Here is a 14,066-nt window from a genome sequence, read left to right as displayed (position 1 = left end):
CTCATTAATTTTCAGGTAGTAAAAGGTTTTGATTTACTCAGGTGGCAGCGGTCACGGTGACCCAAAAACGGGTCCGGTAATCTATGTGCAAGTGCAGTGACTGCGCGATCAATGCCAGAACCTGATCGTTATCGGCGAGCTGGAAGGTGCCGGAAACGCGACGATCAGCGACCTCTTCGGCGCAACGCAATACCCCGGGGCGATAACGCGACAACTCCACGATAAAATCATTGAGGCGCATATTGCGCGCACTGATCACCCCGTCCCCCCAGCTCCATAGATCAAGCCCCTGGTCACTGACCTTTCGCACGCCACTGGTTGTGAGCAATAGCTGATTTCCTGCCTCGACGCTGCGGCTTGCAGGCGTTTGACTGGAGCCGGGAAACAGCGTGACCGATCCTTCCTGAGCCGCGACCAGCGTGCCATCGTCACGTTCGCGCGCCAGAAAGCGGGAACTCTGAGCGCGCATGATCCCGTCACGTGATTGCACCCAGAACGGCCGTGCTTGAGGCGAGTGTTGATCCGCGCCGACATTTACGATGATTTCACCACGTCGCAGGATGATCAGGCGTCGCCGGGCGTCGAAATCGCTGTCGACCGCGCTATCGCTATTGAGCTGGATAAGGCTGCCATCATCGAGCTGGAACCTTCGTTGCTCGCCGGTGCTGCTGCGCTGCTGCGCAAGCATGGCTGGTACGGGTGTGTAGTCTCGGCCGAGCCAGGCTGCAGCGCCAACGGTAGCCAATATGCCCAGTAGCTTCAGGCTTTCCCGCCGCCGGATTCCATGGTTGGTGCCATTGAGGGTTTGTCGGGCCAGTTGAGGTGGCACGCCGGCGAACTCATCCCCAAGCGTTTCCACACGCTGCCACGCCAATACATGCTCTGGGCGCTGCTGCAGCCAATGCTCAAACGTATGCTGCGTTTGTTCATCGGCTTGATTGAAGCGAAGGCGCACCAGCCATTGAATCGCCTGCTCAACAATGGCCGGATCCAGCGCCTGCGGCTCACGCCTGGACATAACGCAAGCGATAGCAGTTTTGCAGAGCGGTGGCAAGGTCGCGTTCTACGGTCGCGCGGGAAACACCCAGCTTTTCGGCTATTTGCGCGCACGTCAGACCGTCGAGTCGGGCAAATAAAAAGGCCTGGCGAACTCTCGGTTTAAGCATGCCGAGCATGCGGTCTATGCGCTCAAGCGCATCAAGAATCATCAGCCGGCTTTCCTCTGAGGGAACCTCGTGTTGAGGCAGCAACATGACGCTTTCCAGGTAGGCGCGTTCGAGTTCACGACGACGATACTGATCAATCATCAGTCCGCGGGCGATACTGCTCAAATAGGCGCGTGGTTCGCGTAAGGGGCTGGACTGACGGGATTTGAGCAGTCGCACGAAGGTGTCCTGCGCCAGATCTGCTGCGTTATCGCGACATCCAGTGCGTCGGATCAGCCAGCCGTGTAACCACGAGTGGTGGGTGCGATAGAGCAGCCCTAGATCTGCAGTGCCTAGTGTTTCATCGCTGCGCATCGGAATCCCGGCAAGTATACAATTGATAATTAATCGCATTCTACTCAGGGGATAGGCCTTAGGCAAATACGGGCAAATGTCGTCATTCTGTAGAGGCTGCGGGTGGACGCGCACAATGAATGGGCTTGACTGCCGCGCAGCCTCGGATGCGCGGCAGGAGCTTGTTTCGATACTCACGGAACAATCGCGATACCAGCGTCGTTTTTACAACGCAAACCCAGTCCCACGCGTATTTACAAACAACGAGTAGATCGAGTGACTACTGGCCATGAACAGTCGATTGCCTTCGCGTCCGCCGAAGCACAAGTTCGGGCAGCGCTCTGGCAGCGAAATGTGCCCGATGGCCTTGCCCTGCAAATTGAAAACGCGCACGCCGTCGAGTTTTTCCAGGTCGGCCTTGGGATCACCATTGCCGCCCCAGCCACACCACAGGTTGCCCGCTTCGTCGCATTTGATGCCGTCAATCGCGGCATAGTCCAAGCCTTCGATGTGCTTGCGGCGTTCGCCCAGGGTGCCGTCGTCTTTCACCGCAATCGCCCAGATCAGGCGATTGGGCTTGGCGCGACCTTCGACGACATACAGGGTCTTTTCATCGGGAGAAAAGCACAGGCCGTTGGGACCGTTGAGGTCGTCGATTACCCGAGTGACTTTTTGGCTCTCGCCGTCGATGCGGTACACGGCATGGGGTTGGCTCGGGGTGACTTTGTGGCCTTCGTAGTTATTGCCGGTCTGGAATGGCGGGTCGGTGAACCAGATCGAGCCATCACTTTTGCAGACAATGTCGTTGGGCGAGTTGAAGGGCTTGCCGTCGAAACTGTCAGCCAGCACGGTGCTCCTGCCATTGTGTTCGGTGCGCGTGATGCGGCGCCCTTCGCGAGTGGTGGTGGAGCCTTCGCAAACGATCAGTCGCCCTTGTCGATCCCGGCACATGCCGTTGGAGAAGTTTGAATGTTCGCGGTACACCGTGAAGGAGTCGGTGATTTCGTCCCAGCGCATGATGCGATTATTGGGGATGTCACTGACCAACAGATACCGGCCATCACCGACCCACACCGGTCCTTCGGCCCAGCGCATGCCGGTGGCGAGTTTTTCAACACTGGCGTTGAAAATACGCAGATCCAGGAAGCTGTCGTCGAGGATGTGAATCAGTGGATCAGGGTAGCGCTGACTCAAAGGTTCGGCGGCATCGGAGAAGCGGGGCAGTGCGGCGCTGCCGACGGTGGCGAGCGTGGCGGAAACAGCGAGCGACTTTTTCAGGAAACTGCGGCGGGTATTGCCTTTCGTTTGATCAAGGCTTTCAGGCTTGGCGGACAGGAATGAGTCCATGTAGCGATCTCCGTGGTTTTATTTTTGTTGAGGAGACGTAGTAATACCCTGTGATAAGACATCGTACAAGTCGATATGGCATGGCCAGTGCTGCATGTTATCCCGGTGACTGGAATCGATCTGGACGATACGGCGCTGACTCTACCGACGCTGTCTTGCCTGGCCCGTGATATCAGGGAAGCTGCGCCGAACCCGGTTACGGGGCAGTTGTTGAATTGTTCAGGGAAGCGTTGATGGCACTCAGGGTGTTGGTGGTTGGCGGGTATGGAAACTTTGCAATCCTATGCGGCGGCCGAAAGCTGCATCGAGGCGGGCGTCAACTATTGCGATCTGGCGGACTGCCGGACGTTCGTCAATGGCATCGGCGTACTCGATGCCCGAGCGAGAGAGGCCGGTGTCGCCATCCTTAGTGGTGCAGTTCGGTGCCGACGCTGTCGTCGGCGATCATCGATGAGCAGCGCCATCACTTCAAACGCATCGACTCGATCGAGCACGGCATTTCCTCGTCAGCGAAAACGCCGGGGTTGTCGACGATCGAGGGGGGGCTGGCGTATGCGGGCAAGCCGATCCGCCAACTGCGCAATGGTCAAGTGCATGAGGTGATGGGTTGGTGCGTGACCACAGGGTCTGGGCCGCCGGGTTGCATCGCTGGGGGACATGGTTTGAGCGTTTCGGTGATGGCAAAAGTGCTACGTATACGAAGATGACGCCGGGGCAGTGGCTGCAGTTGATGCTGTAGCGGAGCATTCACATTGGCGACTTGAGAAAGCGACGTTCGTGATCGGGGGCGGGCAACAGGCAGGTGTCGTACTTGCCAAAGATCCGATAACGATTCAATGCCACGCGGTCGTAGGCCCAATCTCTGAGTGCTCGTGGGAAAACTCGCAGAAGCCTGACCGGCGACCAACGAGCCGGCAGTTGTGCAATGACTTCGAAGAACGCATCCGATCGTACCCAGTAATGTTGGTCGCGGATCACCGCCATAGTGTCGAACTGATCCACCGGCAGATCGGCCCATGCCAGCAATGCCTGACCTTCTGGCGATTGCACTGCCGCCAGGCGTACCCGCTGTTTGTTGTCGTGACGAATCAGAAAACGCGCCCAGCCGTTGCATAGCTTGCAGACGCCGTCGAACAGCACCACGGTCTCGCCTGGATTAAGCAAGGGGGCGGGGGTAGGGCGGATTCGGGAGCCAGGAAGATGGGCTGTCATTGTGAGGCGTCATCCGAAGGCGGTGTCTTGGGCGATGGACTATATGCTGCGCATCCGTGGCGGTTGCGTCTATATATAGAAGAAATTTTTTGGGGGACACAGAAAACTGAAATTAACGGTTGACGGCAGATTCTGGAGGTCTATAATTCTCCCCACTTCCGGCGCAGTCGAAACGGAAAATTCCTTGAAATTCAACGAGTTACGCAGTTTTCGACGGCAGATCGCTTCAGTTCATCGAAGCCTGGAAGGAGTTGAAGGAGCGGTGATGTTTGGCTCTTTTGACGGTTCGGTCTTCTCGGTCGAAAGCGGTGAAAAAGAGGTGTTGACAGCAGCGTGTAACGCTGTAGAATTCGCCTCCCGCTAACGAGAGATCGGAAGCGCAAGTGGTTGAAGTTGTTGAAGAATTCTTCGAAAGCTTCTGAAAATAATCACTTGACAGCAAATGAGGCTGCTGTAGAATGCGCGCCTCGGTTGAGGCGAAAGATCTTAACCAACCGCTCTTTAACAACTGAATCAAGCAATTCGTGTGGGTGCTTGTGGAGTCAGACTGATAGTCAACAAGATTATCAGCATCACAAGTTACTCCGCGAGAAATCAAAGATGTAACCAACGATTGCTGAGCCAAGTTTAGGGTTTCTTAAAAACCCAAAGATGTTTGAACTGAAGAGTTTGATCATGGCTCAGATTGAACGCTGGCGGCAGGCCTAACACATGCAAGTCGAGCGGATGAGAGGAGCTTGCTCCTGGATTCAGCGGCGGACGGGTGAGTAATGCCTAGGAATCTGCCTGGTAGTGGGGGACAACGTTTCGAAAGGAACGCTAATACCGCATACGTCCTACGGGAGAAAGCAGGGGACCTTCGGGCCTTGCGCTATCAGATGAGCCTAGGTCGGATTAGCTAGTTGGTGAGGTAATGGCTCACCAAGGCGACGATCCGTAACTGGTCTGAGAGGATGATCAGTCACACTGGAACTGAGACACGGTCCAGACTCCTACGGGAGGCAGCAGTGGGGAATATTGGACAATGGGCGAAAGCCTGATCCAGCCATGCCGCGTGTGTGAAGAAGGTCTTCGGATTGTAAAGCACTTTAAGTTGGGAGGAAGGGTTGTAGATTAATACTCTGCAATTTTGACGTTACCGACAGAATAAGCACCGGCTAACTCTGTGCCAGCAGCCGCGGTAATACAGAGGGTGCAAGCGTTAATCGGAATTACTGGGCGTAAAGCGCGCGTAGGTGGTTTGTTAAGTTGGATGTGAAATCCCCGGGCTCAACCTGGGAACTGCATCCAAAACTGGCAAGCTAGAGTATGGTAGAGGGTGGTGGAATTTCCTGTGTAGCGGTGAAATGCGTAGATATAGGAAGGAACACCAGTGGCGAAGGCGACCACCTGGACTGATACTGACACTGAGGTGCGAAAGCGTGGGGAGCAAACAGGATTAGATACCCTGGTAGTCCACGCCGTAAACGATGTCAACTAGCCGTTGGGAGCCTTGAGCTCTTAGTGGCGCAGCTAACGCATTAAGTTGACCGCCTGGGGAGTACGGCCGCAAGGTTAAAACTCAAATGAATTGACGGGGGCCCGCACAAGCGGTGGAGCATGTGGTTTAATTCGAAGCAACGCGAAGAACCTTACCAGGCCTTGACATCCAATGAGCTTTCCAGAGATGGATTGGTGCCTTCGGGAACATTGAGACAGGTGCTGCATGGCTGTCGTCAGCTCGTGTCGTGAGATGTTGGGTTAAGTCCCGTAACGAGCGCAACCCTTGTCCTTAGTTACCAGCACGTTATGGTGGGCACTCTAAGGAGACTGCCGGTGACAAACCGGAGGAAGGTGGGGATGACGTCAAGTCATCATGGCCCTTACGGCCTGGGCTACACACGTGCTACAATGGTCGGTACAGAGGGTTGCCAAGCCGCGAGGTGGAGCTAATCCCACAAAACCGATCGTAGTCCGGATCGCAGTCTGCAACTCGACTGCGTGAAGTCGGAATCGCTAGTAATCGCGAATCAGAATGTCGCGGTGAATACGTTCCCGGGCCTTGTACACACCGCCCGTCACACCATGGGAGTGGGTTGCACCAGAAGTAGCTAGTCTAACCTTCGGGAGGACGGTTACCACGGTGTGATTCATGACTGGGGTGAAGTCGTAACAAGGTAGCCGTAGGGGAACCTGCGGCTGGATCACCTCCTTAATCGACGACATCAGCTGCTCCATAAGTTCCCACACGAATTGCTTGATTCATTGAAGAAGACGATAGAAGCAGCTTTAAGCTCCAAGCTGATAGCTCTGAGCTAATCAGTTACGCGCTCGAAATTGGGTCTGTAGCTCAGTTGGTTAGAGCGCACCCCTGATAAGGGTGAGGTCGGCAGTTCGAATCTGCCCAGACCCACCAATTTTGTATGGGGCCATAGCTCAGCTGGGAGAGCGCCTGCCTTGCACGCAGGAGGTCAGCGGTTCGATCCCGCTTGGCTCCACCATTAACTGCTTCTACTTGTTAGAGCTTAGAAATGAATATTCCGGCGTGAATATTGATTTCTAGTCTTTGATTAGATCGTTCTTTAAAAATTTGGGTATGTGATAGAAAGATAGACTGAACGTTACTTTCACTGGTAACGGATCAGGCTAAGGTAAAATTTGTGAGTGACTCTTAAGAGTTTTGCGAATTTTCGGCGAATGTCGTCTTCACAGTATAACCAGATTGCTTGGGGTTATATGGTCAAGTGAAGAAGCGCATACGGTGGATGCCTTGGCAGTCAGAGGCGATGAAAGACGTGGTAGCCTGCGAAAAGCTTCGGGGAGTCGGCAAACAGACTTTGATCCGGAGATGTCTGAATGGGGGAACCCAGCCATCATAAGATGGTTATCTTGTACTGAATACATAGGTGCAAGAGGCGAACCAGGGGAACTGAAACATCTAAGTACCCTGAGGAAAAGAAATCAACCGAGATTCCCTTAGTAGTGGCGAGCGAACGGGGACTAGCCCTTAAGTGGCTTTGAGATTAGCGGAACGCTCTGGAAAGTGCGGCCATAGTGGGTGATAGCCCTGTACGCGAAAGTCTCTTAGTCATGAAATCGAGTAGGACGGAGCACGAGAAACTTTGTCTGAATATGGGGGGACCATCCTCCAAGGCTAAATACTACTGACTGACCGATAGTGAACTAGTACCGTGAGGGAAAGGCGAAAAGAACCCCGGAGAGGGGAGTGAAATAGATCCTGAAACCGTATGCGTACAAGCAGTGGGAGCAGACTTTGTTCTGTGACTGCGTACCTTTTGTATAATGGGTCAGCGACTTATTTTCAGTGGCGAGCTTAACCGAATAGGGGAGGCGTAGCGAAAGCGAGTCTTAATAGGGCGTCTAGTCGCTGGGAATAGACCCGAAACCGGGCGATCTATCCATGGGCAGGTTGAAGGTTAGGTAACACTGACTGGAGGACCGAACCGACTACCGTTGAAAAGTTAGCGGATGACCTGTGGATCGGAGTGAAAGGCTAATCAAGCTCGGAGATAGCTGGTTCTCCTCGAAAGCTATTTAGGTAGCGCCTCATGTATCACTGTAGGGGGTAGAGCACTGTTTCGGCTAGGGGGTCATCCCGACTTACCAAACCGATGCAAACTCCGAATACCTACAAGTGCCGAGCATGGGAGACACACGGCGGGTGCTAACGTCCGTCGTGAAAAGGGAAACAACCCAGACCGTCAGCTAAGGTCCCAAAGTTATGGTTAAGTGGGAAACGATGTGGGAAGGCTTAGACAGCTAGGAGGTTGGCTTAGAAGCAGCCACCCTTTAAAGAAAGCGTAATAGCTCACTAGTCGAGTCGGCCTGCGCGGAAGATGTAACGGGGCTCAAACCATACACCGAAGCTACGGGTATCACGCAAGTGATGCGGTAGAGGAGCGTTCTGTAAGCCTGTGAAGGTGAGTTGAGAAGCTTGCTGGAGGTATCAGAAGTGCGAATGCTGACATGAGTAACGACAATGGGTGTGAAAAACACCCACGCCGAAAGACCAAGGTTTCCTGCGCAACGTTAATCGACGCAGGGTTAGTCGGTCCCTAAGGCGAGGCTGAAAAGCGTAGTCGATGGAAAACAGGTTAATATTCCTGTACTTCTGGTTATTGCGATGGAGGGACGGAGAAGGCTAGGCCAGCTTGGCGTTGGTTGTCCAAGTTTAAGGTGGTAGGCTGAGATCTTAGGTAAATCCGGGATCTTAAGGCCGAGAGCTGATGACGAGTTACCTTTCAGGTGACGAAGTGGTTGATGCCATGCTTCCAAGAAAAGCTTCTAAGCTTCAGATAACCAGGAACCGTACCCCAAACCGACACAGGTGGTTGGGTAGAGAATACCAAGGCGCTTGAGAGAACTCGGGTGAAGGAACTAGGCAAAATGGCACCGTAACTTCGGGAGAAGGTGCGCCGGTGAGGGTGAAGGACTTGCTCCGTAAGCTCATGCCGGTCGAAGATACCAGGCCGCTGCGACTGTTTATTAAAAACACAGCACTCTGCAAACACGAAAGTGGACGTATAGGGTGTGACGCCTGCCCGGTGCCGGAAGGTTAATTGATGGGGTTAGCTAACGCGAAGCTCTTGATCGAAGCCCCGGTAAACGGCGGCCGTAACTATAACGGTCCTAAGGTAGCGAAATTCCTTGTCGGGTAAGTTCCGACCTGCACGAATGGCGTAACGATGGCGGCGCTGTCTCCACCCGAGACTCAGTGAAATTGAAATCGCTGTGAAGATGCAGTGTATCCGCGGCTAGACGGAAAGACCCCGTGAACCTTTACTATAGCTTTGCACTGGACTTTGAATTTGCTTGTGTAGGATAGGTGGGAGGCTTTGAAGCGTGGACGCCAGTTCGCGTGGAGCCATCCTTGAAATACCACCCTGGCAACTTTGAGGTTCTAACTCAGGTCCGTTATCCGGATCGAGGACAGTGTATGGTGGGTAGTTTGACTGGGGCGGTCTCCTCCTAAAGAGTAACGGAGGAGTACGAAGGTGCGCTCAGACCGGTCGGAAATCGGTCGTAGAGTATAAAGGCAAAAGCGCGCTTGACTGCGAGACAGACACGTCGAGCAGGTACGAAAGTAGGTCTTAGTGATCCGGTGGTTCTGTATGGAAGGGCCATCGCTCAACGGATAAAAGGTACTCCGGGGATAACAGGCTGATACCGCCCAAGAGTTCATATCGACGGCGGTGTTTGGCACCTCGATGTCGGCTCATCACATCCTGGGGCTGAAGCCGGTCCCAAGGGTATGGCTGTTCGCCATTTAAAGTGGTACGCGAGCTGGGTTTAGAACGTCGTGAGACAGTTCGGTCCCTATCTGCCGTGGACGTTTGAGATTTGAGAGGGGCTGCTCCTAGTACGAGAGGACCGGAGTGGACGAACCTCTGGTGTTCCGGTTGTCACGCCAGTGGCATTGCCGGGTAGCTATGTTCGGGAAAGATAACCGCTGAAAGCATCTAAGCGGGAAACTTGCCTCAAGATGAGATCTCACTGGAACCTTGAGTTCCCTGAAGGGCCGTCGAAGACTACGACGTTGATAGGTTGGGTGTGTAAGCGCTGTGAGGCGTTGAGCTAACCAATACTAATTGCCCGTGAGGCTTGACCATATAACACCCAAGCAATCTGAATGCTCGAAAGAGACCAGATTGCGGTGTGTGAAGACGCAATGAACCGAAAGTTCGCGCTGCTCACAAACACCTGTATCACATACCCGATTTGCTGAAGCGAGGCCAGTTGGTCACGAGTCAGTACCCGAATTTCTTGACGACCATAGAGCGTTGGAACCACCTGATCCCATCCCGAACTCAGAAGTGAAACGATGCATCGCCGATGGTAGTGTGGGGTTTCCCCATGTGAGAGTAGGTCATCGTCAAGATTAAATTCCGAAACCCCAATTGCGAAAGCAGTTGGGGTTTTGTTTTGCCCGCAGGAAAGTGCTTCGCTTGCCAATTAGCTTCTAACTGCTCCGATCTGACGCGAAAGCCACGCTCGGCTGTGGTCCAGAACACCACTAGCCATGGTGGTAGGAAAATGAATAAAACCATGGGCGGACGAGGGCAGTAGATGTACTTCAACCGGTGCCGATTGTTGCCAACGCTCAGCGAGTTCCAGCGTGTCATCGCGCAGCGGATCCAGTTCACCGGTGAACATCAACGCCGGTGGCAATCCGCTCAAATCGCCGTAAAGCGGAGACAATGGCGCCTGTCGGCGTTCATCATCGCTCAGTCCTGGAGTCAGCAGGCGCAGCGCCTCAACCATGCCCGGGCCGTCGAGTACCAGCGTTTCTGCAGGTGCGGCGTGTACGCTCGGGGTGCCCGCGAGATCGTAGACGCCGTAATACAGCAAGGCGCCGCAGACGCGCTGCAACAAGCCGGGTGCTGGTTTGAGTGCCAATAACGTTGCGGTTGCCAAGTGCGCGCCCGCGGATTCGCCGACAATGATCACCGGCAGGCCAACGAATTCCGTGCAATCGTCGCTCAGCAGCCAGCGTGCGGCGCAAAGACAATCCGCCATCAACGCCTCAACCGGTGTATTGACTGCCAACCGATAGTCAACAGACACCACTGCCACGTTGCAAGCCTTGACCATTGCGATGTTAAGGTCATCGTTCATCTGTGCATTGCCGATCACCCAGCCGCCACCGTGGTAATCAAGTACCACACCCTTGGGCTTTCCTTGTGGGCGGATGATTCGGACGGGCACTGAAGCCGCGTGCGAATGAACCACAGTGCTTTGCACTTGAAGGCCGTGCTTGACCGGTTTGTTCGCGCCGAGCATCTGACTGGCGCGCAGCAAAGCCTGGATCAAACGCGGCGTCAGCCGATTGCGAACGCGAAACCGCGGCAGCCAGGCGAGTTTGCGGTTGAAGCGCTGCATTTGCGCCAAATCACTCTCGGTGAACTCAAGCGTGTTATCAGCCAAATCCTTCCTCCCTCATCAGCAATTCCCACTTAACGATATAGGGTGTTATGGCGGAGCAGTGAAGGGCGCCTCACGGTCAAGAACATTCACATCATTCCCCACCCGCTGCAAGGTTTCCGGTACCGCCAGCCACAACAGCACGAATGCCACCCCGGCTATCACCGCCAGGGTCAGAAATGCCGCGTTGTAACCGGCTTCCTGCAGTACAACCCCCGCAACGCTGGCACTTAATGCTGCGCCCAGACCAAACACCGTCGACAGGGCGCCAAGGCTGACATTGAAGTGGCCGGTGCCCAAGGTCAGATCTTTCACTACCACCGGAAACAGTGCGCCGAAGACTCCCGCGCCGACGCCGTCGAGCATCTGTACCGCAACCAGCCAGTAAGGGTCTGCGGACAAGGTGTAGAGCACACCGCGCAATGGCAGTATCAGGAAGCCCGCGAGCAGCAGCGACTTGCGTCCCCACACATCGGCTTTGGCCCCAACCAGCAAGGCGACCGGCACCATGACCAGTTGCGCGGCGACGATACAGGCCGAAGTCAGGGGCGTCGCCATTTGCAAATTGACCTGCGCCAGCTTCTGGCTCACCAGTGGCAGCATCGCCGCGTTGGCCAAGTGGAAGAGGGCACAACAGATGGCGAACATCAGCAGCGCTTTGTTGGTCAGCAATACCGTCAATCCCGAAGGCGTCTTGCCGTGGGCGGCGTCGCTTGGGTCGAGCCCGCGGGCGAGATCATGGTTGATGGCGTTGCTGTCGACGAAGCTCACGGCGATCACGCTGCACAGCGCCATGACCGCCATCAGATAGAACACCGCCACCGGCCCGAACAAGTAGGCAAACCCACCGGCCAGCAGCGCCGCGCAGGCGTTGCCAGCATGGTTGAAAGTCTCGTTGCGTCCGGTGCGCCGGGTGAACGCGCGCGGGCCGGTGATGCCCAGGGTGATCGCCGAGATGGCCGGTGCGAATACCGATGCCGCTGCGGCGCTCAGCGCCTGAGTGATCGCCACCAGACTGAAGGACGTCACGAAGGGCAATACCACGCAACTGCCCGTCACCAGCAACGCAGCAATCGCGATGACCGCTCGTTTACTGCGCGTATTGTCGACCAGCGCACCGGCGGGTGTCTGGGTGACAAGGGCGGCGACGCCAGCGAGGGTCATCACCAGCCCGATACTGGCCGGTTCCCAGTGATGCACGGCCAACAGGTAAATGGCCAGATACGGCCCGAGTCCGTCGCGCACATCGGCGAGGAAGAAATTCAGGCTGTCCAGCGAGAGGTTGTTGCGACGATCGGAGTGAGTGTCCACGCTGGCACCTTCGATATCGAGGTTGCGTAAAGTGACGCAACCTCCGTCAATTCAGTGAGTGGTCGTCTGCGGATTTAGTTGCACGGTCCGTATGTGGCCACTCGACTCCGTTTCGAGTGGCCACGCTGCGAACGGCTCAGTTAATGCGCGGATGCTGCTGCACCAACTCCTTGCGTTTAGCTTCCAGTTCGGCGATTTCGGCGTCGATGTCTTCGATTTTCTGCTCGATGTGGTCGTGGTGTTCCTTGAGCAGTTCCTTGGCTTCCTCAAGGTCCGACGCCGCCGGTGCAGCACCCCGTAGCGGTTTGTTGGCGGTCTCTTTCATGGTCACGCCGGTGATCAGGCCGACCACGGCAATCACCATCAGGTAGTAGGCCGGCATGTACAGGTTGTTGGTACTCTCCACCAGCCAGGCCACGGCCGTCGGGGTCAGACCAGCAATCAGCACCGAGACGTTGAATGCAGCGGCCAGCGCGCTGTAGCGGATGTGCGTGGGGAACATCGCCGGCAGGGTCGAGGCCATGACGCCGATGAAGAAATTCAGCAACACCGCGAGGATCAGCAAACCGGAAAAGATCAGGCCGATCTTGCCGCTGTTGATCAGCATGAACGCCGGGATCGCCAGCAGAAACAGACCGATACTGCCGACAACAATGAAGGGCTTGCGGCCAATCTTGTCGCTGATAAAGCCGATTGCCGGCTGCACGAACAGCATGCCGACCATGATCGCGATGATGATCAGCACGCCACGGTTTTCGCTGTAGTGCAGGTTGTGCGACAAATAGCTCGGCATGTAGGTCAGCAGCATGTAATAGGTGACGTTAGTCACCGCCACCACGCCGATGCAGGTCATCAGGCTGCGCCAGTGCTTGGTTGCGACTTCCTTGAACGAGACTTTCGGCCCGCCCGCCAGACCTTCACGGTCGCCTTCTTCGAGTTTTTCGACGTGCTGCTGAAATGCCGGAGTTTCTTCCAGTGCATGCCGCAGATAGAGGCCGATCATACCCAGCGGCAGGGCGAGGAAGAACGGCAGGCGCCAGCCCCATTCGAGGAATTTCTCTTCGCCGATGATCGTCGAGATCAGCACCACCACGCCGGCACCGAGGACAAAACCGGCAATCGAGCCGAAGTCCAGCCAGCTGCCGAGGAAGCCGCGTTTGCGGTCGGGCGCGTATTCGGCGACGAAGATCGAGGCGCCGGTGTACTCACCGCCGACCGAAAAGCCCTGGGCCATTTTCGCCAGCAACAGCAGGATTGGTGCCCAGATGCCAATCGACTCATACGACGGTATCAAGCCAATGGCGAAGGTGCTCAGCGACATGATCACGATGGTCGCGGCCAGCACTTTCTGCCGCCCGTATTTGTCACCCAGTGCACCGAAGAACAGCCCGCCCAGCGGACGAATCAGGAAGGGCACCGAGAAGGTCGCCAGCGCTGCAATCATCTGTACACCAGGATCAGCCCCGGGGAAGAAGATCTTGCCGAGTGCATAGGCGACAAATCCGTAGACCCCGAAGTCGAACCATTCCATGGCATTGCCCAGCGCGGCAGCGGTGATCGCTTTGCGCATCTTGGCGTCGTCGACAATGGTGATGTCTTTCAATCCGATGGGATTGACCTTGTTTTTCCTTGATTTCATGCGGGTCACTCATAGCTGAACGGATTCGATGCCATTGTTTTGGTGGCATGGGTTCTTTCCGTCAGATACAAGAAGACACGAAATAATTCACTGCTCGTGGCATTTTTGTCGTCCGCAGCCGCACAGGCGCCGCACAG

At 55.5% G+C, this 14,066-nt stretch carries 8 protein-coding genes, 2 tRNA genes, 3 rRNA genes and 1 pseudogene; 7 read left to right on the top strand and 7 right to left on the bottom strand.

Going from position 1 to position 14,066, the window contains the following annotated elements; all coding sequences use genetic code 11:
* Positions 1-37 precede the first annotated feature (37 nt).
* The 3 genes from AC193Q_RS08130 to AC193Q_RS08120 form a co-directional block, all read right to left on the bottom strand.
* A complete protein-coding gene (locus AC193Q_RS08130; protein ID WP_095669018.1) occupies positions 38-1,018 on the bottom strand; it encodes a FecR domain-containing protein in 981 nt (326 codons plus the stop codon).
* Positions 1,005-1,520 (bottom strand): sigma-70 family RNA polymerase sigma factor, encoded by a 516-nt coding sequence (locus AC193Q_RS08125; protein ID WP_121185863.1) that lies wholly within the window; start codon positions 1,518-1,520, stop codon positions 1,005-1,007. Before AC193Q_RS08125 ends, AC193Q_RS08130 begins: the two co-directional genes overlap by 14 nt.
* Positions 1,521-1,724: 204 nt before the next feature.
* On the bottom strand, positions 1,725-2,846 hold the full coding sequence (locus AC193Q_RS08120; protein WP_121185861.1) for an SMP-30/gluconolactonase/LRE family protein: 1,122 nt from the start codon (positions 2,844-2,846) through the stop codon (positions 1,725-1,727).
* Positions 2,847-3,122: 276 nt separating this feature from the next.
* On the opposite strand from AC193Q_RS08120, the pseudogene AC193Q_RS08115 reads away from it, so the two are divergent.
* Positions 3,123-3,543: pseudogene (locus tag AC193Q_RS08115) on the top strand (saccharopine dehydrogenase); the annotation flags it as partial.
* A gap of 50 nt (positions 3,544-3,593) precedes the next feature.
* Here AC193Q_RS08115 and AC193Q_RS08110 read toward each other — a convergent pair.
* Positions 3,594-4,058, bottom strand: a complete 465-nt coding sequence (locus tag AC193Q_RS08110) for a thiol-disulfide oxidoreductase DCC family protein (RefSeq protein WP_121185859.1) — start codon at positions 4,056-4,058, stop codon at positions 3,594-3,596.
* Positions 4,059-4,242: 184 nt separating this feature from the next.
* Between AC193Q_RS08110 and AC193Q_RS08105 the strand changes: the two genes are divergently transcribed.
* The 6 genes from AC193Q_RS08105 to rrf all read left to right on the top strand — a co-directional run bounded on the left by AC193Q_RS08105 (position 4,243) and on the right by rrf (position 9,936).
* Positions 4,243-4,422: a hypothetical protein gene (locus AC193Q_RS08105; protein ID WP_183082849.1), complete on the top strand. Its 180-nt coding sequence runs from the start codon at positions 4,243-4,245 to the stop codon at positions 4,420-4,422.
* A gap of 293 nt (positions 4,423-4,715) precedes the next feature.
* Positions 4,716-6,252 (top strand): 16S ribosomal RNA (locus tag AC193Q_RS08100).
* Between the two features lie 124 nt (positions 6,253-6,376).
* Positions 6,377-6,453: transfer RNA gene (locus tag AC193Q_RS08095), tRNA-Ile, on the top strand.
* Between the two features lie 9 nt (positions 6,454-6,462).
* Positions 6,463-6,538: transfer RNA gene (locus AC193Q_RS08090), tRNA-Ala, on the top strand.
* Between the two features lie 237 nt (positions 6,539-6,775).
* A 23S ribosomal RNA gene (locus AC193Q_RS08085) occupies positions 6,776-9,667 on the top strand.
* 153 nt (positions 9,668-9,820) lie between these two features.
* Positions 9,821-9,936: ribosomal RNA gene (gene rrf / locus AC193Q_RS08080) — 5S ribosomal RNA — on the top strand.
* The 16S, 23S and 5S rRNA genes sit together here with 2 tRNA genes alongside, the layout of an rRNA operon.
* A gap of 74 nt (positions 9,937-10,010) precedes the next feature.
* On the opposite strand, the gene AC193Q_RS08075 is transcribed toward rrf, so the two are convergent.
* The 3 genes from AC193Q_RS08075 to proP form a co-directional block, all read right to left on the bottom strand.
* Positions 10,011-10,937, bottom strand: coding sequence for an alpha/beta hydrolase (locus AC193Q_RS08075; protein WP_121187776.1), 927 nt, complete (start codon positions 10,935-10,937; stop codon positions 10,011-10,013).
* 90 nt (positions 10,938-11,027) lie between these two features.
* The gene (locus tag AC193Q_RS08070) at positions 11,028-12,290 is read right to left on the bottom strand and encodes an MFS transporter (protein WP_121185857.1); all 1,263 of its coding nucleotides are present in this window, start codon (positions 12,288-12,290) and stop codon (positions 11,028-11,030) included.
* Positions 12,291-12,426: 136 nt separating this feature from the next.
* Positions 12,427-13,929: a glycine betaine/L-proline transporter ProP gene (gene proP / locus AC193Q_RS08065; RefSeq protein WP_041071723.1), complete on the bottom strand. Its 1,503-nt coding sequence runs from the start codon at positions 13,927-13,929 to the stop codon at positions 12,427-12,429.
* Between the last annotated feature and the right edge of the window lie 137 nt (positions 13,930-14,066).

It is taken from the genome of Pseudomonas sp. F2, from assembly GCF_057174385.1.
Note: the sequence above shows the minus strand (reverse complement) of the source record. Positions and strands in the feature narration are given on the sequence as shown.